The organism is Saccharopolyspora aridisoli, from assembly GCF_004348445.1.
In the GTDB taxonomy this organism is placed as follows: Bacteria; Actinomycetota; Actinomycetes; order Mycobacteriales; family Pseudonocardiaceae; genus Saccharopolyspora; species Saccharopolyspora aridisoli.
This window is the reverse complement of the sequence record NZ_SMKV01000041.1, coordinates 1-22166: the sequence shown is the minus strand read 5'-3', so window position 1 is coordinate 22166 and position 22166 is coordinate 1. Positions and strand designations below refer to the sequence as shown.

The window sequence follows — 22166 nt, the reverse complement described above, 5'->3', positions numbered from 1 at the left end:
GTTGTGCCTACCACGCGACAGCCTTACTGTACAGGAATGAACAGGACTGGACAGGTTCCCTTCGGGAAACGTGACCGGTTGATCGCCGAGCTCACCGAGCAGATCCGCTCGGGGCGCCTCGCGCGCGGCGAGCAGTTGCCGGGCGAGAACCAGATCGCGGAGAAGTACCAGGTCAGTCGCGGCACCGTGCGCAGCGCCCTGTCGGAGTTGCAGCGCCAGGAGCTCATCGCCACCCGCAGCGGCGTCGGCTCCTTCGTCACCTTCGACGGCATCACCCTCGACCAGACGGTCGGCTGGGCCACCGCGTTCGCCGACTCCGGGTTCGACATCAGCACCGAACTGCTGGGCCTCGAACTCACCACCGATGCCGAGCTCACCGAGCGCTTCGAACTCGACGAGTTCATCGCCATACGCCGCTTGCGCCGGGACCCGGCCGTCGGGCCGGTGTCGGTGGAGACCTCTGTGATCCCGGCGATCGGCGAACTGCGCGAGCTGCCCGAGAAGGGGCTGCTCGAAGGCTCCATAACGGCCACCCTGCTCTCGGCCGGGCTGGTCGCCGGCGCCGGCGACCAGCGCATCGGCACCCGCGCCCTGTCCGCCCGGATGGCCGCGCTGCTCGAACGCCCCGAAGGCGAGCTGTTCCTGCAGGCGGTGCGCACCAGCGTCACCGCCGACGGTCAGCTCGTCGAGCAGGTCACCAGCCTGCTCGACCCGAACCGGTTCCAGTTCCACCTGACGTTTGGCCGCCCATGAGCACACGCGACCGCGCGCTCGGCGCTTTCTACGGACTGGCGATCGGCGATGCCCTGGGCATGCCGACGCAATCGATGTCCCGCGAGGACATCGTCACCCACTACGGCTTCATCCGATCGCTGCGCGACGCCGTCGCCGAGCAGCCGATCTCGCCGAACCTGCCCGCGGGCACCATCACCGACGACACCGAGCAGGCGGTGCTGGTCGCCGACCTGCTCATCGGCGGCTCCGGCACGATCGACCCGATGGTCTTCGGAAAGGCGCTGCTGGACTGGGAAGCCGGGATGGTCGCGCGGGGACTGGCGGACCTGCTCGGGCCGTCCACCAAGCGCGCGCTGAAGCTGCTCGAATCCGGGACCGATCCGGAGGAGGCCGGTCGCGGCGGCACCACCAACGGCGCGGCCATGCGCATCACCCCGGTCGCCATCGCCACTCACCCCGAGCTCGACGGGCTGGTGGAGGCGGTCGCGGCGGCGAGCAAGCTCACGCACAACACCAACGTCGGCATCGCGGGTGCTTCCGCCGTGGCCGCCGCCGTGTCGGCGGGCATCGACGGCGCCGACCTGTCCACCGCGCTCGATCAGGGCGAACACGCCGCCGCGCTCGGCGCCCGCAAGGGCTGGTGGTGCGCGGGCGGCGACATCGCCTGCCGAATCCGGTGGGCCCGTCGCTGGGTTCGGGGCATGGACCGAACCACCCTGTCCTACGCTGTTTCCAAGGTCATCGGAACGTCCGTCGCCGTCCAGGAATCCGTGGTCGCCGCCTTCGCCATCGCCGAGGCGCTGGGTGACACACCGGTCGAAGCACTGACCACGGCCGCGGGTCTCGGCGGTGACACCGACACCATCGCCGCCGTGCTCGGGGCGATGCTCGGTGCGCAGCACGGGCTTTCCGGTTTCCCCGTGGACCTGCTCACCAAGGTGCGCGAGGTCAACGCGCTCGACCTGGAACCGGTCGTGGACGGTCTGCTCGAACTGAGGAGTCAGTTCAGCGTGCGGGCGTAGCCCCTGCCCTGAGGTGTGGGACTCAGCTCGCACCGACGCGTGTTCTCAGCGGTTCTGTGGTGAGGACGTTACAAGGAATTCGGCAGCTGGAGGAGATCGCATGGTCCGCGAGGCCACGACCGAGAACGCGGGAAGCGCCCTGGAGACGCGCGGGATCGAGCCGGTCCCGGAGGAGGAGCGCACCGGCCATCCGATGCAGCTGTTCTGGGTCTGGTTCGCCGCCAACATCTCGATCCTGGGCTTACCCCTGGGCGCGACCCTCGTCGCCGAGGGGCTGGCATTCTGGCAGGCGGCGATCGTCGCGGTCATCGGTTCGGTCGGGTCGTTCGCGATCGTCGGCGTGGTCTCGATCGCCGGACGCCGCGGCGGCGCACCGGGTTTGACGCTCTCCCGCGCGGTCTTCGGCGTGCACGGCAACGCCGGACCGACCGTGGTGTCACTGATCTCCCGCCTGGGCTGGGAAACCGTCAACACCACCACGGCCGCGTTCGCGCTGCTGTCGCTGTGCGCGATCCTGTTCGGCACCGCAGGTGACGCCAAGGCGACACCGGTGCTGACCATCGTCTGCATCGCGGTTTTCGAGCTGCTGACCATGGTGGTCTCCGGCCTCGGCCACAAGGTCCTGGTGGCCGTGCAGCGCTGGGCCACCTGGGTTTTCGGCGCGCTGAACATCGTGGTCGCGATCAGCCTGGTCGCCACCATCGACTGGCACGCGGTCGGCGCGGCCTCCCCAGCCCCGATCGGCGTGGTGATCGCGGGCATCGGCACGATCGCCGCCGGTACCGGCATCGGCTGGGCGAACGCCTCGGCGGACATGTCGCGGTACCAGTCGCCCGCCGTCAAGGCCGGTTCGCTGGTCGCCTCGGCCGCCGTGGGCGCGGGCATCCCGCTGATCCTGCTGATCTCGCTGGGTTCTCTGCTCTCCGCGGGTGATCCGGCGCTGGCCGAGGCCGGCGACCCGGTGGCGGCGATCCGCGCGATGCTGCCCGCTTGGATGGCCGTTCCCTACCTGATCGCCGCGGTCGGCGGACTGCTCCTGTCCAACCACCTGTCGGTGTACTCGGCGGGGCTGTCGACGCTAACCATGGGCATCAACATCAAGCGGGTCTACGCGGTCGCCGTGGACGTGGTCGTGACGTTCCTCGGCTCGATCTACTTCATGCTCGTGGCCGACAGCTTCTACGACCCGTTCGTCACCTTCATCAGCCTGCTGGCCATCCCGATCACCGCGTGGCTGGGCGTGTTCCTGACCGACATGCTGCACCGCAAGACCTACGACCCGGCCGGGTTGATGGACATGCGCAGCACCAGCTCCTACTGGTACCGGGGCGGGGTCGAGCCGCGCGCGCTCTTCGCGTGGGCGCTGGCCATCGTGGTCGGATACCTGTTCAGCAGCAACGACTTCTTCACCGGTCTGCTCGCCGAGACCTGGCTGGGTGAGAACGGGCTGGGCTGGGTGATCACCTTCATGATCTCCGCCGGCGTCTACGCGCTGCTGGGCGGCAGCCGCAAGGTCGCGACATGACCGGCCGCCTGGTGCACACCGGCCAGGTCGTGCTGGACTTGGTGATGCGGGTGCCGTCGCTGCCGCCGACGGGCGGTGACGTGCTCGCCGAGAGCACCGAACTGCTGCCGGGCGGCGGGTTCAACGTGATGGCCGCCGCCGCGCGATCGGGCGCGGAGGTTGTCTACGCGGGCGCGCACGGCACCGGGCGCTTCGCCGATCAGGCGCGAGAAGCGCTGCGCGCCGAGGGGATCGAGGCCGCGCAGCCGCAGCAGCCCGACTCGGACAACGGGATCTGCGTGGCCCTGGTGGAGCTCGGTGGTGAGCGCACGTTCGTCACCGGCGTCGGCGCGGAGGGCCGGCTGCTGCCGGAGCAGCTGGCGCAGGTGCGCACCGAAGCGGCCGACATCGTCTACCTCAGCGGCTACAGCCTGCTGCACCCCTCCAACCGCGAAGCGCTGCTGGCCTGGCTGCCGGGGGTTCGTTCGCGGGTGCTGCTCGATCCGTGCCCGCTGGTCGCCGACATCCCCGCCGACGTGCTCGACGCGGTCCTGCCGAGGGTGGACGTGCTCAGCTGCAACGCCGAGGAGGCCCGCGTCCTCGCGGGCGGGCCCGACTCCGAGGGCGCGGCCGGGAAGTTGGCCGGTCGGCTGGGCGGTTCGGCCGCGGTCGTCCTGCGCGACGGCCCGTCGGGCTGCCTGCTCACCGTCGGCGGTGCGACGCAACGCATCCCAGGCTTCCCGGTCACCCCGGTGGACACCAACGGGGCCGGCGACACCCACTGCGGTGTCCTCGCCGCGATGCTCCTGGAAGGCGCGGACCTGCCGACCGCCGCGCTGCGCGCCAACGCGGCCGCGGCGCTGTCGGTCCAGCACCGAGGCCCGGCCACCTCACCGCAGCGGGGAGAGCTGGACGAGTTCCTCACCGGCCGCGCCTGATCGCGAGCAGGACCGCTGCCACGATGCACCCGGCGCCGACACCGACCAGCGAGCCGGATTCGGTGAGCACAGCACCGAAACCGCCCACGCCCCAGAACGCTCCTGCGCGACCAACTCCCCGAAGCCCAACACTTCCCCGGCCCGACGCACCACGTCACCCCGGATTCCCGCGGAAACCCGGCGCTCCGGTTCGGGAACTGCGAAGCTTGGTGCGGGAGGTGTTGTGATGATCCGCTTGGCCAGGGAGGACGACCTTCCGCTGCTGCGGGAGGTGGAGCGGGACGCGGGCAGGCAGTTCGCCGACGTCGGGATGGACTTGGTGGCCTCCGACGGACCTCCGCCGCTGGCTGTGCTGCGGGAGTTCCAGGAGGCCGGGCGGGCGTGGGTCGCGGTCGTCGAGGACGTGCCGGTGGCGTACCTGATCGCCGCGGCCGTCGACGGGTGCGCGCACGTCGAGCAGGTCTCCGTGCACCCGGACCACGCCGGTCGGCGAATCGGGTTCAGGCTCATCGAAACCCTCGCCGCGTGGGCGCGGGATCGAGGCCTGCCGGCGCTGACGCTGACCACCTTCACCGAGGTCGCCTGGAACGGGCCCTACTACCTGCGCTGCGGGTTCCGGTACCTGACCGACGACGAGCTCACTCCAGGACTGCGGGATATCCGGGCGGCCGAGGCGGTCGCCGGGCTGGACGCGTGGCCGAGGGCCTGCATGCGACGCGAACTGTAGGCGGACCTTGCGGGTGCCGGTCCGGGATTGCAGACTTCGTCCTCATGTCGAATCCCATGCGTTTTGCCCTCGTGTCGGCGTTGATCACCGTGGTGACAGCGCTCGGGCTCGTCGCTCCGGCGGGCGCGGCGCGCGAGATCGACCCGCGGCCGAGCACCGAGGAACTGGCCCGGCAGCTGCTCGACCTGCAGGTCCGCAGCCGCGGTGAGGTCCGGGTGACGCCGATCGGCGCCAGCAACCAGCAGCGGCCGGTGTGGAGCGCGCGGGTCGGGCACGGTCCGCAGCGCATCCTCTACGTCACCCAGCAGCACGGCGACGAACCGCTGGGAACGCCTGCGGCCCTTGAATTCCTGCGCGAGGTCGGCGTCGGGAACGACCAGCACCAGCGCTGGCTGCGCGAGCAGGTGACCGTCGACGTGGTGGTGCGGGCCAACCCCGACGGCCACGAGCACAACTGGCGCTACAACTACGACCCGGACGCCGATCCGGAGTTCGGCGAAGCGGGCAAGGGCTACGACATCAACTGCTACCACGACCCCGCGGTGGCACCGGAGGACAACCCGGCGACCGAGGCCGGTCTGATCCGGCGGCACCACGCCGAATTCGAGCCGCACATCTCGGTCGACTACCACATGCAGGGCCGCTACGTCGGCGGCGACGGACGTGAGATCACCGGATCGCTGATGTGGCCGACAGCCCCGGGAGTCGCCGAAGAACCGCTGAACCTGGCCAAGCAGGTCTCGGTGGTCGCGCGGTCGGCGATGGAGGCCGGTGGCGCCAACGTCTCCCAGTACCCGGGCGGCGACTACCAGGGAATCGCCCGCAACGCCTACGGCCTGCTGGGCAGCGGCAGCGTGCTCATCGAGCTCAGCGACATGGGTCCGGAGCACGAGCAGTTCCAGATCAGCTCGGCGCTGGCCTCCATGCACGCCATCGCCGAGGCCACGGCCGACGGCTCGGTCACCGCGGTCGACCCTGCCGAGGCCGACGCCATCCCGCCCCGCGGCGAGCCCATCCCGGGAGCCACCGCCCGAGCCGGCGATTGAGCGGAGGGCGTTCGGACTTCGCGGGAAATCGGGGAACTCTCGCCAGATTCGGATCCACTCGCCCGGCGAGGGAGACGACCGTTGTGGTGCCGTCTTGGAGCACTCGGTCGTCGCAGCGCCAGGTGACCGCGCGGGAGAGCACTTGGCGTTCGACGTCGGTACCTGCGTCCGAGGTCGGGCCGAGTCGCGGTGGGTCCATTGAAGTCCGGTTCCCGGTACCAACGGAAATCGGGGTTCTGACTTCCATTGAAGACCCTGATGACGTCCTGCTCGATGATGGGTCCTTGATCGAGCTGCTCGGTGACGTGGTGGGCGGTTGCGCCGCAGGCACAGCACCTGGACGCCGACGGCAACGCGGTGGGCCTGTCGCTGTTCACCGGCCTCAGCGCCGACGAACGCACCGGGCTGTCGCTGTTCACGGTCGCACCCGCCGTTCCGCTGGGCGCGGAGGTCCGGGTGGTGTGGGGCGAGCCGGACGGTGGCACCCGCAAGGCCACCGTTCAGCCCCACGAGCAGTTCTCGGTCCGCGCCGTCGTCAGCCCGACGCCCTACTCGAAGGTCGTCCGGAGAGCTACCACCCGGGCTGGCGGTCGGCTGCGGTGCGAGCCCGTGGGCAGTTCTGGCCCGTGATCGATACCCGATGTGTCCGGTCGGTTCGGCCCAGGACCGACCGCGTGTGGCGGGAGCTTCTCACCCGTTGACGATCCGCCGCAGCCAGGCGGTCCGGGCTTGGGCGGCGGACTTGCTCAGCCGTGCACCGGGGAACATCCGGAAACCGTGGAAACCGCCGGGCCAGACGTGCAGTTCGGCGACCCCACCGGCCTGCCAGATCCGGGTGGCGAAGGCGACGTCCTCATCGCGGAAGGTCTCCGCGGACCCGACGTCGATGAACGTCGGCGGCAGCCCGGACAGGTCCTCGGCGCGCGCGGGAGCCGCGTAGGGCGAGACCTCGTCGCCGCCGCGGGAATCGCCGAGCAGCGCGGTCCAACCGACCTCGTTGGCCTGCTGGTCCCAGATGCCCAGCCCGCGCATCTGGTGCGCCGACGTGGTGTCGTTGCGGTCGTCGAGCATCGGGGCCTGCAACAGCAGCCCGATGGTCTTCGGCCCGTCGAGGTCCCGGCTCATCAGCGCCACTGCGGCGGCCAGTCCGCCGCCCGCGCTGCCGCCGGTCATGACGATCCGCTCGGTGTCGAAGCCGTGATCCGCGCCGTGCTCAGCGATCCAGCTCAGCCCGGCGTAGCAGTCCTGCACGGGCGCGGGGTGCGGGTTCTCCGGCGCTACCCGGTAGTCCACCGACACGATCGCGCACCCCAGCTCGCGGCCCCACTCGGTGGCCATGACGTCGAGGGCCTGCCGGTGATCACCCATGATCATGCCGCCGCCGTGGATCGAGTAGACGACCGGCAGCGGACCGGTCGCCTCGGACGGGCGCACGATCACCACCGGCACCTCGGGAGCGCCCTGCGGCCCGGGAACCGCGCGGTGTTCGACGGTGAACCCGTCCGCCTGGAGCTGCTCATCGGCGGTGAACTGCCGCGACATCTCCCGCAGCTTCGGAACGTCCTCCAACCTGAAACCCGCGCCGGTGTCGGGCATGGCCTCCAGGAAGACCTCCAGCTCCGGGTCGAACGGGACCGGCGGCGCGGCCTCACTCATCACGCATTCCTCACAGCTCTCGACGCGGCCGGTCGCACCGCGCTCCTCGAACGATTCAACCACCGCCCGCAAGCGGTTTCAGCACGCCGCACGCGCGGGGACCAGAGCGGCCTCGAGGGACTCGTCCTCGCCGGGAAGGAACGCCGCGATGCTCAGCGCGGCCAGGGCGGCGAGGCAGCCGATGCCCATGATCACCTGGAAGCCGGCCTGCGAGGGCACGGTGATCGGTCCGAAGTCGGTGGTCATCTGCGCGAGCACTGCCCCGGCCACCGCGCTGGACACCGAGGTCCCGATGGAGCGCATCAGGGTGTTGAGGCTGTTGGCCGCCGCGGTTTCCGACACCGGCACGGCACCCATGATCAGCGCGGGCATCGCTCCGTAGGCCAGGCCGATCCCGGCGCCGATGACGCTGGAGACGACGATCAGCTGCCACAGCTGCGACATGAGCACCACGCCCAAGCCGTACCCGACGGCGACGACCACCGCACCGATCATCAGCGTCACCTTCGGCCCGCGGGCCTTCGAGGTGCGGGCCGAGACCGGCGACATCGCCATCATCACCAGACCGGAGGGCGCCATCACGATGCCGACGGCGAGCATGGTCTGCCCCAGGCCGTAGCCGGTGCCGGTGGGCAGTTGCAGGACCTGCGGGAGCACCAGCGACATCGCGAACATGGCGAAGCCGAAGACCGCCGAGGCGATGTTGGTCAGCAGCACCTGGCGGCGGGTGATGGTGCGCAGGTCCACCAGCGGCGCGGCGACGCGCAGCTCCCACCATCCCCACGCGCCGAACACCACGACGCCCGCCGCGGCGAGTACGAGCGTGGTCGCGCTCCCCCAGCCCCAGCTCGCGCCCTTGGACACGACCAGCAGCAGGCAGATCAGCCCGGCCGAGAGCCCGAGCGCGCCGAGCGGGTCGAACCGCCCACCGGAGCGCACCGGCGACTCCGGCACGAAGGTCACCACGAGCGCGGTGGCCAGCGCGCCGAGCGCGGCCGAGGTCCAGAACAGCACGTGCCAGTCGGTGCGCTCGGCGAGGAACGCGGCCGCGGGCAGGCCGAGCGCACCGCCGACGCCCAGGGAGGCGCTCATCAGCGAGGTCGCCGAGCCGAGCCGCTCGGCGGGCAGCTCGTCGCGCATGATGCTGATGCCCAGCGCGATCACGCCGGAGGACAGTCCCTGCATGACGCGGCCCATCACGATCATCGGCAGCGATTCGCTCATACCGCAGATCGCCGAGCCGAGGATGAGCATCGCGAGGCTGATCAGCAGCATCCGCCTCTTGCCGTGCATGTCGCCGAGGCGTCCGACGACCGGGGTGGCCACGGCTCCGGCGAGCAGCGTCGCGGTGACCGCCCAGGCGGTGTCGGCCGCGGAGGCGTGCAGCAGGCCGGGGAGCATCGGCACCAGCGGGATCACCGTGGTCTGGGTCATCGCGACCGAGATGCCGGCGAATGCCAGCACCAGGACCACGCGGTTCGATCGATCTTCCCCTGGAGCAGCGGATTCCTCCGCTTCGCCGGGAATTGCTCGCATGCTCGGGGAACCTCTCGTTCGCACTGCCCGGTGTCGTCTCATGGACAGCCTAAGTCAGTCAGTTGACTTAATCCAATCGACCCCGCTACTTTCAGGTCAGCAAGACCACGATCACGAGGAAGGTCGGCATGACCTACACGCTGCACCAGGCCGACGAGGCGGAGATCCCCGAATACCCGATGACCCGCGCTTCGGGTTGCCCCTTCGATCCGCCGCCGCGGCTCAAGGCCCTGCAGGAAGAGGGACCGGTCCACCGGGTGCGGCTCGCCGACGGCACCACACCGTGGCTGGTGACCCGGTACGCCGACCAGCGCGCGGTGCTCGCCGACCCGCGCGTCAGCTCCGACGCCGACCTGCCCGGCTACCCGCGCGGCATGCCCGCGCAGCCCGGCGGCTCGAAGATCAGCTTCATCCTGATGGACGACCCGGAGCACGCGCGGCAGCGCCGGATGGTGACCGCGCCGTTCACCGTCAAGCGCATCGAAGCGATGCGACCCGCGGTGCAGAAGATCGTCGACGACCAGATCGACGCCATGCTCACCGGGCCGAAACCGGTGGACCTCGTCGAGGCGTTCGCGTTGCCGGTGCCGTCGCTGGTGATCTGCGAACTGCTCGGCGTCCCCTACACCGACCACGACTTCTTCCAGGACAACAGCAAGGTCGTCATCCGCCGGGATGCCACGCCCGAGCAGCGCGCCGAGGCGATGGGCAGACTCACCGGCTACCTGGACGACCTCGTCGGCCGCAAGCTCGAAAACCCCGGCGACGACCTGCTTTCCGGGCTGTGCGAACGGGTGGAGGCCGGTGATCTCGAGCGCTCGGACGTCGCGCAGATGGGCGTGCTGCTGCTCATCGCCGGGCACGAGACGACCGCGAACATGATCGCCCTGGGCACCCTGGCGCTGCTGGAGCACCCGGAGCAGCTGGCGCTGCTGCGCGAGACCGAGGACCCCGGGGTCGTGGCCGGCGCGGTCGAGGAGATGCTGCGCTACCTGCACATCACGCACAACGGGCGCCGCCGGGTCGCGCTGGAGGACATCGAGGTCGGCGGGCAGCTGATCCGCGCGGGCGAGGGCGTCATCATGCCCAACGACATCGGCAACCGGGACCCGGAGGTCTTCGACGACCCCGACCGCCTCGACCTCACCCGCGACGCCCGCAGGCACGTCGCGTTCGGCTTCGGCGTCCACCAGTGCCTGGGCCAGCCGCTGGCCAGGATGGAGCTGCAGGTCGTCCACAGCACGCTGCACAAGCGGGTTCCGACGCTGCGAGCTGTTCCCGGGCTCGACGAGATCCCGTTCAAGCACAACGGCGCCGTCTACGGCGTCTACGAGCTGCCCGTCACCTGGTGAACCCGAAAACACCGATGCGAAACGGAAAACCGCCCATGAAGGTCATCCTCGACCAGGACAGGTGCGTCGCCTCCGGCCAGTGCGTCATGGCCGCCGAGGACGTCTTCGACCAGCGCGACGAGGACGGCATCGCGGTTGTGCTCACCGACTCCCCCAGCGCCGAACTCGCCGACGACGTCCACCACGCGGCTGCGGTCTGCCCGGCCCTGGCCATCACCGTCGAGGGCTGAGCCCCCCGACGTCGAGAGCCGCGGCGCTCCTCAGCCCCAGACCTCGGCGGCCTCCACCTGAGCCGGAGCTTGGCGATCTGGTCCTCGTAGGCGAGGGCATGTCCCTCCACTTGGACGCGAAAACCCGCACTGCGGGGTCGGCAGAGCTGGTCGAGCTCGATGTGCTCGGTGGATCCGGCGCTTGCGGTCGTCCTCGCTCTCCAGCTCACCGCGCTCGGTGGTGACCAACCCCAGCACGACGCGCTCGTTGCTGGGGACGTAGCGCAGCGGCTCGAACCGCCCGAGCGGTGGTCGTCCAACTCCAGGAAGGAGCCGTCGACGTCGAGTTCGCCGAACAGCGCCTCGGCGACGAAGTCGTATCCACCCTCCGCCACCCACGACGACCGGTAGTTCCCCCGGCACAGGTGAGTCGTGATGGCCATGCCCTCCGGTCGGTCGGTCAGCGCGGCGTTGATCTGCTCGATGTAGCGCAGGTGCTGGTGCTCGGCGTCCTCGCCGCACTCGGCGATGACCGCTCGCTGCTTCTCGTCGTTGAGGTAGGCCAGGCTGGTGTCGTCGAGCTGCAGGATGAAGTCCTGGTGCCAGCAGGCGCGGCGGAAATCGCCGGTCGGTGGGCGATTCCAGGCCGACCTCGCGCTGCGCCTGCACGACCTCGCGGATCGCTCCGACCTCGATGCCGCGCAGCTCGGGGGCGTCGATGCGGCCGTCGGCGTGGTCCTGCCTGGCCTGGTGCAGCCGCTGAGGGCGCAACAGGTCGGTGCGATGACCCACCACCGCCTCGGCGGATGTCCCGACGACACCACGACGAACGTCCCGAACCTGAGCGCGCGCACGCGGGGGTGACGTTGTCGCAGTTCCGTCAGCACCGGGCAGTTCCGGCCCGAACCGTCCATGAACCGCCGGGTCAGTTCGGACCAGACCTGTCCCCGGCCCAGCACCGCGAACCGGAGCGGGTGGGGTCAGGAGCGGTGGAAGCCCGCGTAGTCGTGGGCGGCCGCTTCGTCGCAGAGGGCCGCGTAGTGGGCGAGACCGCCGGCGTAGGGCATGAAGACCCGGGGTTTGCCAGGGACGTTGGCGCCGAGGTACCAGGAGCTCTTCGCCTGCGGGAGCAGCGTCCGGTTCGCCGCGGCCTGGACCTCCTCGCCCCAGGCCCGCTCGGCCTCCTCGGTGGCCTCGATGCGCTCGAACCCGTCGTCACGCAGATCTCCCAGGCAGCGCGCGATCCAGTCGACGTGCTGCTCGATCGAGGTCGGCATGTTGGTCAGCACCGACGGGCTGCCCGGCCCGGTGATGATGAACAGGTTCGGGAACCCGGCCACCTGGAGGCCCAGGTAGCTACGCGGACCGTCCCGCCACTTCTCCGCGAGGGTGCCGTTCGTGCCGCGGACGTCGATGCCGAGCATCGGCCCCGTCATCGCGTCGAAGCCGGTGGCGAACACCAGCGCGTCCAGCGGGTGTTCGACCTCCGTGGTGCGCAGCCCGCGCCTGGTGACCTCGACGATCGGCGTCTCGCGGACGTCGACGAGCGTGACGTCGTCGCGGTTGTAGGTCTCGAAGTACCCGGTGTCGATGGGTGGGCGCTTGGCGGCGAACGGGTGGTCGTGCGGCAGCAGCCGCTCCGCGACCTCCGGATCGCGCACGATCTCCCGGATCTTCTCCCGGATGAACTCCGCAGCCGTGTCGTTGGCGTCCTCGCTGCTCAGCAGGTCGTTGAAGGCCGCGCGGAAGCGCAGGCCACCGCGCCGCCAGGCCGCCTCGTAGACCTCCCGCCGCTGGTCCGGCGGGGTGTCCACGGCGTTGCGCGACGAGATGCGGAACGGGTGTCCGTTGCTGGTCTCCCGTTGCAGCGCGCGGATCTCGGCGTACTCAGCGCGCACCGCGGCCTGGAACCTCTCGTCCAACGGCGCGTTCCGCGCAGGGACGCTGAAGTTCGGCGTCCGCTGGAACACCGTCAGGTGCGCGGCCTGCTCGGCGATGACCGGGATCGCCTGGATGCCGGTCGACCCGGTGCCGATGACACCGACCCGCTTGCCGGTGAAGTCCACCTCCTCGTGCGGCCACCGACCCGTGTGGTACCGATCTCCGGAGAAGGCGTCGAGGCCGGGGAGTTCTGGCACGTTCGCCGACGACAGGCACCCGACCGCGCCGATCAGGAACCGCGCCGAAAGCTCGTCCCCCCGCTCGGTGCGCACCGTCCAGCCGTCGTCGAAGGACGCCGCGGTGACCCGGGTGCCCAACCGGATGTCGCGGCGCAGGTCGAAGCGGTCGGCGACGTGGTCGAGGTAGGCCAGGATCTCCGGCTGGCGCGGGTACCGCTCGCTCCAGCGCCACTCCTGCTGCAGGTCGTCGTCGAAGGAGAAGGGCTGCGCAGGGCGTTTCGGTGAGCCGTTCACCACGCTAACCGCCCGAACCGGGCATGGCCATGGTGAAGCAGACCGCCGTTCCCTCCAGCACGGTCGTGCCGTCGTCGCGGTTGACGGTGGTGGTCAGCTTCGTGATGGGCTTGTCGTCGCGGACCTCGTCGACCTGCACGCGGCCGGTGATGGTGTCGCCCGGCCGGACCGGCGCGGTGAAGTTCCAATTCACGTTGAGGAACACCGTTCCCGGTCCGGGCAGCTTCTCGGCCACAACGGCGTTGAGCACCGCGCTGGTCACCCCGCCCTGCACCACGATCTCGCCGAACTGCGAGGACTCGGCCGCCTCGACGTCGTAGTGCAGCGGGTTGCGGTCGCCGCTGATCTGGGTGAACAAGCGGATGTCGGTCGGTCCGATGGTGCGGGACAGCTCGGCGGTCTCGCCGACCTGGGGTTTGCCGTTGGGCCACACGTCGCTCATCACGCCTCCGTAGATCTGCCGGACTACCCCGTGATTACCAGCGCGAGCGGCGCGGTTCCACTCACCGCGCCCGGCGCGAGCCCAGCCTGCCCATCGCGATCGCCCCGATGAACGGTCCCGGCGCCAGCATCAGGAACGCGAACCGCCAGCCCACGGCGTCGGCCAGCAGGGGGACCAGCTGGATGCTGACCACGGTCAGGGCGAATCCGATCGCGGTCTGCGCGGTCAGCGCGGTGCCCACGAAGCGCGGGTCGGCGGCCTCGCTCAGCGACGTGGAGAACACGCCCGAGTCGGCGATCACCGCTGCGCCCCACACCACGCAGAACGCCACCAGCACGGCAGGCCCGGCGTCGAAGGCCAGCGGCGAGAGGACGCAGCACGCACCGCTGATCACCAGCGCGGCCACCGCCGCCGGGGAACGCCCGTAGCGGTCGGCTCCCCAACCGCCGAGCAGGCAGCCGATGGCACCGGCGATGCCGATGGTGACGAACACCGTGATCCCGGTCGAGGAAGGCAGGTCCCTGCCCGCCTCGCTGGCCAGCAGGAACGTCGGGATCCACGTCCACAGCGCGTAGAGCTCCCACATGTGCCCGAAGTAGCCGAGGTTGGCCAGCCGGGGTCCGCGCTCGGTGAACATCGTCAGCGCGTAGCGAGGGTTGTGCACCGCCGCCGAGGCCGCGAGGTGCGGTCCGGGCCGCACGGCGGTCACCGCCACCAGCGCCCCGAGCAGCCCGGTGCAGGCGGCGGCGACCAGCACCGCGCGCCACGGCAGCGACCCGAGGCCGCCGATGAGGTGCGGCAGCGACGAGCCGGTGGTCAGCGCCGCGATCAGCAGTCCCATCGCCAGCCCACGTCCCCGGCTCGGCGCCCAGGATGCCATCAGCTTCATCCCGACCGGGTACACCCCGGCCAGGCACATGCCGGTCAGGAACCGCAGCGGGATCGCCGCGGCCATGCCGTCGACCAGGCCCGCGAGCAGCAACGTCCACCCGGCGGCGAGCGCCGCGCTGACGGCCAGCAACAGGTGCGGGCGGATCCGGTCGGCGAGGTTCAGCAGCGACGACCCGACGGCACCTGCGACGAACCCGAGCTGCACCGATCCGGTCAGCCACACCGCTGCCGCGGCGCTGATCCCCCACTCCTGGCGGAGCGTGGGAACCACGGCGGACACGGAGAACCACACGGCCAGCCCGAAGACCTGGACCACGGCGATCGCTCCGCGCTGCACACCCGAACGCATGCCCCGGAGTCTGCCTCACCGAACCCGGTTGACCCCACGGGCGCGGGGTGCTTGTGTCGGAGCGTGCTGGACAAGGAACGGATCGTGGAAGCGCTCGCCGCCGAGTGGGACGCGCTGGACCGGGTGCTGACCGGGCTAGACGACGCGCAGTGGGAGAAGGACACGCCCCTGCCGGGCTGGCGGGTGCGGGACGTCGCCGCGCACCTCATCGGCACCGAGCTGATGCTCAGCGGGGAGCCGACCCCGGACGTCGGCGGGGACGTCGAGTCGTTGCCGCACGTGCACAACGACATCGGTGCCCGCAACGAGCGCTACGTGGCGCACTTCCGGTCGCAGCCCCACGAGGCCGTGCTGGCGAAGTTCCGGGAGGTCACCGCCGCGCGGCTGGCGTCGCTGCGAGCGATGCCGGACGAGGAGTTCCACGCACCGGCAAGGACTCCCGCCGGTGAGTCCACCTACGCGCGGTTCATGCGGATCCGGGTGTTCGACTGCTGGATGCACGAGCAGGACATCCGCGACGCCGTCGGCCTGCCCGGTGGCGAGCAGGGCGCGTGCGCGGAGCTGTCGATCGACGAGATCACCACGGCCTTGGGCTTCGTCGTCGGCAAGCGCGGTGGCGCACCGGACGGCTCCAGCGTCACCTTCGACCTCGGCTCCCGCGCCCTGCACGTCGTGGTGGACGGCCGGGCGGAGGTCGTCGAGTCGCTGCCCGGGGAGGCCGCGGTCCGCATCACGCTGCCGCTGGGCGTGTTCACCCGGCTCTGCGGCGGCCGCGTCGATCCCGAGGAGGCCAGGCCCTCGGTCTCCTTCGACGGAGACGAGGTGCTCGGCGAGCAACTCGTCAAGCACCTCGCGTTCACCATCTAGTCGAGGTGGAAGACCTCTTCGATGGGCCGCATCGCCTCGTCGGGCGCGATGGTCCCGTCGAAGAGGTCGCCCATCTGCGCCTGCCAGCGGGTGTTGACGCCCTTCTCCGCCATGGCCGCGCGGGACGCCTCGAAGTCCTCGCACTCCAGGTAGCCGATGAGGGTTCCGTCGGGCCGCAGGAACAGCGAGTAGTTGCGCCAGCCGGTGTCGTGCAGCGCCTGGCGCATCTCCGGCCACACCGCGCGGTGCCGTTGCCGGTACTCGCCGACGCGGTCGGGTTTGACGTGCAGGACGAAGCAGATGCGCTGCATCACTTGGCCCATCCCTGCTCCTGCTCGATCTCCTCCAGCGTCAGCCCTTCGGTCTTCGGGCCCCAGATGACGCCGATGACACCGCTGATCACGATGAACGCGGTCAGGATGTAGGCCAGCGTCTGGAACCCGGTAGCCGTGATGATCGGGACGAAGAAGCTCCAGAACCCGAGACCGATGCGCACGACGGCGAACATCAGGCCCTGCGCGGTGCTGCGCAGCTTGGTCGGGAAGAGCTCACCGGACCAGATCTGGAAGAAGTGCTGGGCCCCGAAACCGCCGCCGATGCCGATCGCCACGATGTAGCCGAGCGCGGTGCCGAAGTTCAGCGGCAGCACGGCCAGCAGCAGCATGCCGCCCGCCTGGATCACGGTGGACAGCGCCAGCATCAACCGCCTGTTGAACCGGTCGTTGAACGGCATGAACACCAGCACGGTGAACACCGCGACCAGCAGGAAGTACAGGCACTGGAGGCCGACGCTGGCGGCGTCGCTCTGGCTGCCGAACGCCTTGAGCAGGTACGGGGTGTAGAAGCCGTTGGTGCCGGCGAAGAGGTTCCAGATGCCGTACATGCCGATGAGCATCAGCGACAGCCGCAGGCCCTTGCCGGTGAGCAGCGGACGCAGCGCGGCACTCCACTTCACCGGGCCGGTGTCGGTGGTTTCCTGCTCCCAGCGCGCGGATTCGCCGATGCCGTGGCGCATCCACCAGGTGATCAGCGCGGCGACGAACAGGCTCGCGAAGAGGAGGCGCATGCCGAGCATTCCGAGCGGTTGCAGCGCGAGTCCCAGCGCCAGGGTCACGATCGGCCCCAACGACCACAGGACTTGCGACAGACCGCCGAGCTTGCCGCGCTTGCGGGCCGGGGAGAACTCGGTGATCAAGCTCCACGAGGCCGGGATGTCAGCGCCGACGGCGAGACCGACCAGGATGTACCCGACGAACAGCATCCAGGTGTCGACGGCGAAGATCAGCCAGAGCGTGCCGAACATGTACAGCAGCAGGTCGTAGGCGTAGATCTTCTTGCGCCCGTACCGGTCGCAGATGTAGCCACCGACGAGCGCGCCCACGCCTGCCGAGATGGCGTTGGAGCTCAGCGCGCCGAGCAGGCCGACGGTGCTGTCGGTGAGCCCGTACGCCTGAACCCACACGCTCAGCGCGACGGAGCCGGCGACGATGGAGCCCGCGTCGATGTAGCTGGCCATCGCCGCTACGAACGACCATTTCCAGTGCTGTCCTGACGAGGCGTGCTCGCTCTGCTGGACGCCTGCGGATGAAGTCATCGTTGTCCTTCATGCAGCTCATCGACGTCGTCCGCACCCGGGTCGCGGACGGCGTTGAAACGTTTTATGTTGCGAGCACACTAGAGAGCGCCCCCACACCCGTCAAGCGTCCGAACGGACGAGTGCAGCTCGCGCAAAACTTCTTCGAGAGATTTGACGTCCGCCAGGTGCGCGGCATACCGTGAATACTGATTAAAACGTTTCAAGCATGGCTGATGCGCACTGGAGCGACGATGGCCGACCGCAAGACCGTCAAGGCGGCGCTGACCGAGCAGCGGATCGAAACCCCCTCCTGGGCCTACGGGAACTCCGGGACGCGGTTCAAGACCTTCTCGCAGGAGGGCATTCCGCGCGACCCGTTCGAGAAGCTCGACGACGCCGCCCAGGTGCACGCCTTCACCGGCATCGCCCCCAGCGTCGCGCTGCACATCCCCTGGGACCGGGTCGACGACTACGCCGCGCTGGGCGCGCACGCCGAATCCCTGGGGTTGACGCTGGGCGCGATCAACCCGAACACCTTCCAGGAGGACGAGTACAAGCTCGGCAGCATCTGCAACCCCGACCCGGCGGTTCGCCGGAAGGCGCAGGCACATCTGCTGGAGTGCGTCGACATCATGGACGCCACGGGTTCCGACGCGCTGAGCCTGTGGTTCGCCGACGGGCTCAACTACCCCGGGCAGGACTCCCTCGCTGAGCGCCAGCAGCGCCTGTCGGAGGCCCTGCGCGTGGCCTACGACCGGTTGGGGCAGGACCAGCGGATGCTGCTGGAGTACAAGTTCTTCGAGCCCGCGTTCTACGCCACCGACCTCCCTGACTGGGGAACCTCCTACGCCCACTGCCTGGACCTGGGCGAGCGCGCGCAGGTGCTGGTCGACACCGGGCATCACGCGCCCGGCACCAACATCGAGTTCATCGTGGCGTTCCTGCTCGGGCGCGGGCGGCTGGGCGGATTCCACTTCAACAGCCGCTTCTACGCCGACGACGACCTGATGGTCGGTGCCGCGGACCCGTTCCAGCTGTTCCGGATCATGCACGAGATCGTGCGCGCCGGTGCCCTGGAGGAATCGGCGAACGTCGCGTTCATGCTCGACCAGTGCCACAACCTGGAGCCGAAGATCCCCGCGCTGATCCGCTCGGTGCTCAACGTCCAGGAGGCCACCGCGAAGGCCCTGCTGGTGGACGGCGACGCCCTGGCCGGGGCGCAGCGCGAGGGCGACGTCCTCGGCGCCAACGCGGTGCTGATGGACGCCTACAACACCGACGTCCGCCCGCTGCTGGCCGAAGTCCGCGCGGACATGGGCATCGACCCCGACCCGATCGCCGCCTACCACCGCTCCGGCTACGCGGAGAAGATCGTCGCCGGTCGCAAGGACGGCACCCCCGCGGGTTGGGGTGCCTGAGAGGTTCCCGTTCCGCAGAGCACGGAGAGGTTTGACATGAGCTCGACGCATCCCGAAGTGGCTGCGCTGCTTGCGCGTTCGCACGAACTGGGCGCGGACCCCCGCAACACCAACTACGCCGGGGGCAACGCCTCGGCCAAGGACGAGGAGACGGACCCGGTGACCGGCAGGCCGGTTCCGCTGATGTGGGTCAAGGGTTCCGGTGGTGATCTGGGGACGCTGACCGAGTCGGGGCTGGCGGTGTTGCGGTTGGACCGGCTGCGGGCGCTGGTCGACGTCTACCCGGGCGTGGACCGCGAGGACGAGGTGGTCGGCGCCTTCGACCACTGCCTGCACGGAAAGGGCGGCGCGGTACCGTCGATCGACACCGCCATGCACGGATTGGTCGAGGCAGCCCACATCGACCACCTGCACCCCGACGCCGGCATCGCGCTGGCCACCGCAACCGATGGGCAGGCGCTGACCGCGGAGTGCTTCGGCGACCTGGTCGCGTGGGTTCCCTGGCGGCGACCCGGTTTCCAGCTCGGCTTGGACATCGCCGCGATCAAGGAGGCGAACCCGCGTGCCATCGGCGTGGTGCTGGGCGGTCACGGGATCACCGCGTGGGGCGCGACCAGCGAGGAGTGCGCGCGCAACTCGCTGCACATCATCCGCACCGCGGAGAGGTTCATCGCCGAACGCGGCAAACCGGAGCCGTTCGGGCCGGTGATCGAGGGCTTCGAGCCGCTGCCGGAGGAGCAGCGCAGGCGGCGCGCGTCCGAGCTGGCGCCGGTGATCCGCGGTCTGGCCTCCACCGACCACCCGCAGGTCGGGCACTTCGACGACGCGCCGGAGGTGCTGGAGTTCTTGGCGCGCGAGAACCACCCGCGCCTGGCGGCGCTGGGCACCTCCTGCCCGGACCACTTCCTGCGCACCAAGGTCCGCCCGCTGGTGCTCGACCTGGGGCCCGACGCCGAGTTCGACGAGGTGGTGGCCCGGCTGGCGGAGCTCCACGAGACCTACCGGGAGGACTACCGCGCCTACTACGACCGGTTCGCCGAACCCGACTCTCCTGCGATGCGCGGTGCGGACCCGGCGATCGTGCTGGTGCCGGGGATCGGCATGTTCTCCTTCGGCAAGGACGCGCAGACCGCGCGCGTGGCCGCCGAGTTCTACCGCAACGCGATCAACGTGATGCGCGGCGCGGAGTCGATCTCCACCTACCAGCCGATCGACGAGGCGGAGAAGTTCCGCATCGAGTACTGGGCGCTGGAGGAGGCCAAGCTCGCCCGGATGCCCCGGCCCAAGCCGTTGGCGACCCGCGTCGCGCTGGTCACCGGGGCGGGCTCGGGGATCGGGAAGGCCACCGCGCAACGGCTCTCGGCCGAGGGCGCGTGCGTGGTGCTGGCCGATCTCGACCTCGACAACGCCCAGGCGCTGGCCGACGAGCTCGGCGGACCGGACAAGGCCGTCGCGGTGCGCGTCGACGTCACCGACGAGGAGCAGATCGCGGCGGCTTTCCGGGCCGCGGCGCTGGCCTTCGGCGGCGTGGACCTGGTGGTCAACAACGCGGGACTGTCGATCTCGAAGCCGCTTCTGGACACCACGGTCGCCGACTGGGACCTGCAGCACGACGTGATGGCGCGCGGCTCGTTCCTGGCCTCGCGGGAGGCGGCGCGCGTGATGATCGCGCAGGGCATGGGCGGCGACATCGTCTACATCGCCAGCAAGAACTCGGTGTTCGCGGGCCCGAACAACGTCGCCTACGGCGCGACGAAGGCCGATCAGGCGCACCAGGTGCGGCTGCTGGCCGCGGAGCTGGGTGAGCACGGAATCCGCGTCAACGGCGTCAACCCCGACGGCGTGGTGCGCGGGTCGGGCATCTTCGCCGGTGGTTGGGGCGCGCAGCGGGCGAAGGTCTACGGCGTGGAGGAGGACGAGCTCGGCGAGTTCTACGCGCAGCGCACCATCCTCAAGCGCGAGGTGCTGCCCGAGCACGTGGCGGCTGCGGTGTTCGCGCTGGTGGGCGGGGATCTCACGCACACCACGGGACTGCACGTGCCGGTCGACGCGGGTGTCGCCGCGGCGTTCCTGCGCTGAGGGAGTGCGCGGATGACGATGGGGTCGCCGACCTTCGCGGCGGTGGATCTGGGCGCTTCCAGCGGGCGGGTCGTCCTCGGGCGGCTCACCGCCGGGCGGCTGGAGACCACGGAGCTGCACCGGTTCGCCAACGGCCCGGTACCGCTGCCGGACGGGTTGCACTGGGACGCGGTCGGGTTGTTCCGCGAAGTGCTCGCCGGTCTGCGCAAGGCCGGTGGGCCGGTGTCGGTCGGGGTGGATTCCTGGGCGGTCGACTACGGGCTGCTGGACTCCTCGGGTGCGCTGCTGGGCGAGCCGTTCCACTACCGGGACTCGCGGACCGATTCGGTCGCGGAGTCCTTCGTGGACTCGGTCGGCGCTCCGGAGTTGTTCGCCCGCAACGGTTTGCAGTTCCTCCCGTTCAACACGATCTTCCAGCTCGCCGCGTCGAAGGGCGCGGCGCTGGAGGTGGCGGAAGTGCTGCTGCTGATCCCGGACCTGATCGGGTACTGGCTGACCGGGCAGGTGGGAGCGGAGTTGACCAACGCCTCCACCACCGGTCTGCTGGACGCGCGGACGCACGAGTGGTCACCGGAGCTGGCGCGGGCCGCGGGCATCGACCCGTCGCTTCTGCCCGCGCTGCGCAGACCGGGCGACGTCGTCGGCGAGCTGCTGCCGTCGGTGGCCGGGGAAACGGGTTCGACCGGCACGTCGGTGGTGGCGGTCGGTTCGCACGACACCGCCTCGGCGGTGGTCGGGGTCCCCGCCCGGTCCCCGAACTTCGCCTACGTGTGCACCGGCACCTGGTCGCTGACCGGACTGGAGCTGCCCGCCCCGGTTCTCACCGACCAGGCCCGCCGTGCGAACTTCACCAACGAGCTCGGCATCGACGGCACGGTCCGCTTCCTGCGCAACATCATGGGCCTGTGGCTGCTCCAGGAGAGCCTCCGCACCTGGGGGCTGACGTCGGAAGACCTGCCCGGCCTGCTCGCCGATGCGGCGCGCGCGGAACCGCTGACCGCGGTCGTCGACGCCGAGGACACCCGTTTCCTGGCGCCCGGCGACATGCCGGCCCGCATCGCCGAGTCCTGCCGCGAGACCGATCAGCCGGTTCCGGGAACGCGAGGCGCCTTGGTCCGCTGCATCCTCGAAAGCCTCGCGCTGGCCCACCGCCGCGCCATCCGCGAGGCCGCCGAGCTCTCCGGCCGTGACGTCGACGTCGTCCACCTGGTCGGCGGCGGCGCCCGCAACGAACTGCTCTGCCAGTTCACAGCCGATGCCCTGGGAATCCCGGTCGTGGCAGGCCCGGTCGAAGCCACGGCAACCGGGAACCTCCTCACCCAGGCCAGAGCGGCCGGCCAAGTCGCGGACCTCCCCGAGATCCGCCACCTCGTCGCACGCTCCCACCCCCTCCGCCACCACACCC

21 protein-coding genes and 2 pseudogenes are annotated in these 22166 nt (G+C 70.3%); 14 read left to right on the top strand and 9 right to left on the bottom strand.

The window, feature by feature from the left end:
* Nucleotides 1–36 precede the first annotated feature (36 nt).
* The 6 genes from E1161_RS23430 to E1161_RS23405 all read left to right on the top strand — a co-directional run bounded on the left by E1161_RS23430 (nt 37) and on the right by E1161_RS23405 (nt 5972).
* Nucleotides 37–753, top strand: a complete 717-nt coding sequence (locus E1161_RS23430; protein ID WP_132626834.1) for a GntR family transcriptional regulator — start codon at nt 37–39, stop codon at nt 751–753.
* Complete coding sequence (locus E1161_RS23425) at nt 750–1757, top strand: ADP-ribosylglycohydrolase family protein (protein ID WP_132626832.1); 1008 nt, start codon at nt 750–752, stop codon at nt 1755–1757. The genes E1161_RS23430 and E1161_RS23425 overlap by 4 nt, the downstream gene beginning before the upstream one ends.
* A 100-nt stretch (nt 1758–1857) precedes the next feature.
* Nucleotides 1858–3282, top strand: coding sequence for a purine-cytosine permease family protein (locus tag E1161_RS23420; RefSeq protein WP_132626830.1), 1425 nt, complete (start codon nt 1858–1860; stop codon nt 3280–3282).
* Nucleotides 3279–4199 carry a PfkB family carbohydrate kinase gene (locus E1161_RS23415; protein ID WP_132626828.1) on the top strand — a complete coding sequence of 307 codons (921 nt, stop codon included), beginning with the start codon at nt 3279–3281 and terminating at the stop codon, nt 4197–4199. The genes E1161_RS23420 and E1161_RS23415 overlap by 4 nt, the downstream gene beginning before the upstream one ends.
* Before the next feature lie 163 nt (nt 4200–4362).
* Nucleotides 4363–4926, top strand: coding sequence for a GNAT family N-acetyltransferase (locus tag E1161_RS23410; protein WP_408012030.1), 564 nt, complete (start codon nt 4363–4365; stop codon nt 4924–4926).
* 56 nt (nt 4927–4982) lie between these two features.
* Nucleotides 4983–5972 (top strand): M14 family zinc carboxypeptidase, encoded by a 990-nt coding sequence (locus tag E1161_RS23405; protein WP_235875253.1) that lies wholly within the window; start codon nt 4983–4985, stop codon nt 5970–5972.
* A 73-nt stretch (nt 5973–6045) separates the two neighbouring features.
* Here E1161_RS23405 and E1161_RS28215 read toward each other — a convergent pair.
* Nucleotides 6046–6295 (bottom strand): annotated as a pseudogene (locus E1161_RS28215) (hypothetical protein); the annotation flags it as partial.
* Here E1161_RS28215 and E1161_RS23400 point away from each other — a divergent pair.
* Complete coding sequence (locus E1161_RS23400) at nt 6273–6602, top strand: hypothetical protein (protein ID WP_235875255.1); 330 nt, start codon at nt 6273–6275, stop codon at nt 6600–6602. The pseudogene E1161_RS28215 and the gene E1161_RS23400 overlap by 23 nt on opposite strands.
* A gap of 60 nt (nt 6603–6662) precedes the next feature.
* Here the strand turns inward: E1161_RS23400 and E1161_RS23395 are convergent, their stop codons facing one another.
* Both E1161_RS23395 and E1161_RS23390 read right to left on the bottom strand, forming a co-directional pair.
* The gene (locus tag E1161_RS23395) at nt 6663–7628 is read right to left on the bottom strand and encodes an alpha/beta hydrolase (RefSeq protein ID WP_132626822.1); all 966 of its coding nucleotides are present in this window, start codon (nt 7626–7628) and stop codon (nt 6663–6665) included.
* Nucleotides 7629–7706: 78 nt separating this feature from the next.
* Nucleotides 7707–9164, bottom strand: coding sequence for an MFS transporter (locus tag E1161_RS23390; protein WP_132626820.1), 1458 nt, complete (start codon nt 9162–9164; stop codon nt 7707–7709).
* A gap of 128 nt (nt 9165–9292) precedes the next feature.
* Here E1161_RS23390 and E1161_RS23385 point away from each other — a divergent pair, with 128 nt between their 5' ends.
* Nucleotides 9293–10516 (top strand): cytochrome P450, encoded by a 1224-nt coding sequence (locus E1161_RS23385; RefSeq protein ID WP_132626818.1) that lies wholly within the window; start codon nt 9293–9295, stop codon nt 10514–10516.
* A 35-nt stretch (nt 10517–10551) separates the two neighbouring features.
* Nucleotides 10552–10746 carry a ferredoxin gene (locus tag E1161_RS23380; RefSeq protein ID WP_132626816.1) on the top strand — a complete coding sequence of 65 codons (195 nt, stop codon included), beginning with the start codon at nt 10552–10554 and terminating at the stop codon, nt 10744–10746.
* A 30-nt stretch (nt 10747–10776) separates the two neighbouring features.
* Here the strand turns inward: E1161_RS23380 and E1161_RS28210 are convergent.
* The 4 genes and pseudogenes from E1161_RS28210 to E1161_RS23360 all read right to left on the bottom strand — a co-directional run bounded on the left by E1161_RS28210 (nt 10777) and on the right by E1161_RS23360 (nt 14821).
* Nucleotides 10777–11520 (bottom strand): annotated as a pseudogene (locus E1161_RS28210) (hypothetical protein).
* A gap of 185 nt (nt 11521–11705) precedes the next feature.
* Nucleotides 11706–13139 (bottom strand): flavin-containing monooxygenase, encoded by a 1434-nt coding sequence (locus E1161_RS23370; RefSeq protein WP_235875252.1) that lies wholly within the window; start codon nt 13137–13139, stop codon nt 11706–11708.
* Nucleotides 13140–13143: 4 nt separating this feature from the next.
* Nucleotides 13144–13581 carry a MaoC family dehydratase gene (locus E1161_RS23365; protein WP_132626812.1) on the bottom strand — a complete coding sequence of 146 codons (438 nt, stop codon included), beginning with the start codon at nt 13579–13581 and terminating at the stop codon, nt 13144–13146.
* 61 nt (nt 13582–13642) lie between these two features.
* A complete protein-coding gene (locus tag E1161_RS23360; RefSeq protein WP_132626810.1) occupies nt 13643–14821 on the bottom strand; it encodes an MFS transporter in 1179 nt (392 codons plus the stop codon).
* A gap of 63 nt (nt 14822–14884) precedes the next feature.
* On the opposite strand from E1161_RS23360, the gene E1161_RS23355 reads away from it, so the two are divergent.
* Complete coding sequence (locus E1161_RS23355) at nt 14885–15688, top strand: maleylpyruvate isomerase family mycothiol-dependent enzyme (RefSeq protein ID WP_235875251.1); 804 nt, start codon at nt 14885–14887, stop codon at nt 15686–15688.
* Here the strand turns inward: E1161_RS23355 and E1161_RS23350 are convergent.
* Nucleotides 15685–15999, bottom strand: a complete 315-nt coding sequence (locus tag E1161_RS23350) for an L-rhamnose mutarotase (protein WP_132626872.1) — start codon at nt 15997–15999, stop codon at nt 15685–15687. The genes E1161_RS23355 and E1161_RS23350 overlap by 4 nt on opposite strands.
* Nucleotides 15999–17282, bottom strand: a complete 1284-nt coding sequence (locus E1161_RS23345; protein WP_132626806.1) for an MFS transporter — start codon at nt 17280–17282, stop codon at nt 15999–16001. The genes E1161_RS23350 and E1161_RS23345 overlap by 1 nt, the downstream gene beginning before the upstream one ends.
* An 11-nt stretch (nt 17283–17293) precedes the next feature.
* Here E1161_RS23345 and E1161_RS27360 point away from each other — a divergent pair, with 11 nt between their 5' ends.
* From E1161_RS27360 to E1161_RS23330, 4 genes are all read left to right on the top strand, one after another.
* Entirely contained in the window at nt 17294–17467 is a 174-nt protein-coding gene (locus tag E1161_RS27360) for a hypothetical protein (protein WP_165939917.1), read from the top strand.
* 48 nt (nt 17468–17515) lie between these two features.
* A complete protein-coding gene (gene rhaI / locus E1161_RS23340) occupies nt 17516–18682 on the top strand; it encodes an L-rhamnose isomerase (protein ID WP_132626870.1) in 1167 nt (388 codons plus the stop codon).
* A 36-nt stretch (nt 18683–18718) separates the two neighbouring features.
* A complete protein-coding gene (locus tag E1161_RS23335; protein WP_132626804.1) occupies nt 18719–20761 on the top strand; it encodes a bifunctional aldolase/short-chain dehydrogenase in 2043 nt (680 codons plus the stop codon).
* A gap of 18 nt (nt 20762–20779) precedes the next feature.
* On the top strand, nt 20780–22166 hold a 1387-nt coding region (locus E1161_RS23330), incomplete at its 3' end, for a rhamnulokinase (RefSeq protein WP_132626868.1).

What these genes read in the sequence shown, in the direction of transcription:
- E1161_RS23425 (WP_132626832.1), top strand. Translation starts at nt 750, where the DNA reads ATGAGCACACGCGACCGCGCGCTCGGCGCTTTCTACGGACTGGCGATC.
- E1161_RS23345 (WP_132626806.1), bottom strand. Translation starts at nt 17,282, where the DNA reads ATGACTTCATCCGCAGGCGTCCAGCAGAGCGAGCACGCCTCGTCAGGA.
- E1161_RS27360 (WP_165939917.1), top strand. Translation starts at nt 17,294, where the DNA reads ATGCAGCTCATCGACGTCGTCCGCACCCGGGTCGCGGACGGCGTTGAA.
- E1161_RS23380 (WP_132626816.1), top strand. Translation starts at nt 10,552, where the DNA reads ATGAAGGTCATCCTCGACCAGGACAGGTGCGTCGCCTCCGGCCAGTGC.
- E1161_RS23385 (WP_132626818.1), top strand. Translation starts at nt 9,293, where the DNA reads ATGACCTACACGCTGCACCAGGCCGACGAGGCGGAGATCCCCGAATAC.
- E1161_RS23430 (WP_132626834.1), top strand. Translation starts at nt 37, where the DNA reads ATGAACAGGACTGGACAGGTTCCCTTCGGGAAACGTGACCGGTTGATC.
- E1161_RS23420 (WP_132626830.1), top strand. Translation starts at nt 1,858, where the DNA reads ATGGTCCGCGAGGCCACGACCGAGAACGCGGGAAGCGCCCTGGAGACG.
- E1161_RS23365 (WP_132626812.1), bottom strand. Translation starts at nt 13,581, where the DNA reads ATGAGCGACGTGTGGCCCAACGGCAAACCCCAGGTCGGCGAGACCGCC.
- E1161_RS23390 (WP_132626820.1), bottom strand. Translation starts at nt 9,164, where the DNA reads ATGCGAGCAATTCCCGGCGAAGCGGAGGAATCCGCTGCTCCAGGGGAA.
- E1161_RS23350 (WP_132626872.1), bottom strand. Translation starts at nt 15,999, where the DNA reads ATGCAGCGCATCTGCTTCGTCCTGCACGTCAAACCCGACCGCGTCGGC.
- E1161_RS23360 (WP_132626810.1), bottom strand. Translation starts at nt 14,821, where the DNA reads ATGCGTTCGGGTGTGCAGCGCGGAGCGATCGCCGTGGTCCAGGTCTTC.
- E1161_RS23335 (WP_132626804.1), top strand. Translation starts at nt 18,719, where the DNA reads ATGAGCTCGACGCATCCCGAAGTGGCTGCGCTGCTTGCGCGTTCGCAC.
- E1161_RS23395 (WP_132626822.1), bottom strand. Translation starts at nt 7,628, where the DNA reads ATGAGTGAGGCCGCGCCGCCGGTCCCGTTCGACCCGGAGCTGGAGGTC.
- E1161_RS23415 (WP_132626828.1), top strand. Translation starts at nt 3,279, where the DNA reads ATGACCGGCCGCCTGGTGCACACCGGCCAGGTCGTGCTGGACTTGGTG.
- E1161_RS23405 (WP_235875253.1), top strand. Translation starts at nt 4,983, where the DNA reads ATGCGTTTTGCCCTCGTGTCGGCGTTGATCACCGTGGTGACAGCGCTC.
- rhaI (WP_132626870.1), top strand. Translation starts at nt 17,516, where the DNA reads ATGGCCGACCGCAAGACCGTCAAGGCGGCGCTGACCGAGCAGCGGATC.